Annotated in this window: 1 pseudogene; it reads left to right on the top strand. The window is 37.7% G+C overall.

The window, feature by feature from the left end:
- Nucleotides 1-350, top strand: a pseudogene (locus KH400_RS22905) (hypothetical protein); the annotation flags it as partial.

Here is a 350-nt window from a genome sequence, read left to right as displayed (position 1 = left end):
CTTTTAGTCCATACGGTTCTAAAACGCTACGAAGGAATTCAAGACATGATGAGGGATTATGGGACATTACGGTTGAGAATGACGGCCATATACATAATTCACGAGAAAGAAGGCGATTTTTTCATCCTCATGAGAATCAAGAAAATGGGCAAGGGACTTTACCGAGAAAATTTGCAAAAAAAGTGGTGATATTTAAATCGCATCGTCCATTAAATTACGTTCCGGTTAACGCAATTTCGCGTGACCCTGACTCTAATGAAAATTCTATTGCACAGCAACTACTTCAACAGACTAACAATGATGACATAAAAAGCTGGTTTTTAAGCAGATATTTATGGTCAGCTCATGAA

This window comes from Desertibacillus haloalkaliphilus (assembly GCF_019039105.1).
Classification (GTDB): Bacteria; Bacillota; Bacilli; order Bacillales; family KJ1-10-99; genus Desertibacillus; species Desertibacillus haloalkaliphilus.
This window is presented reverse-complemented; position numbering and strand designations above follow the sequence as displayed.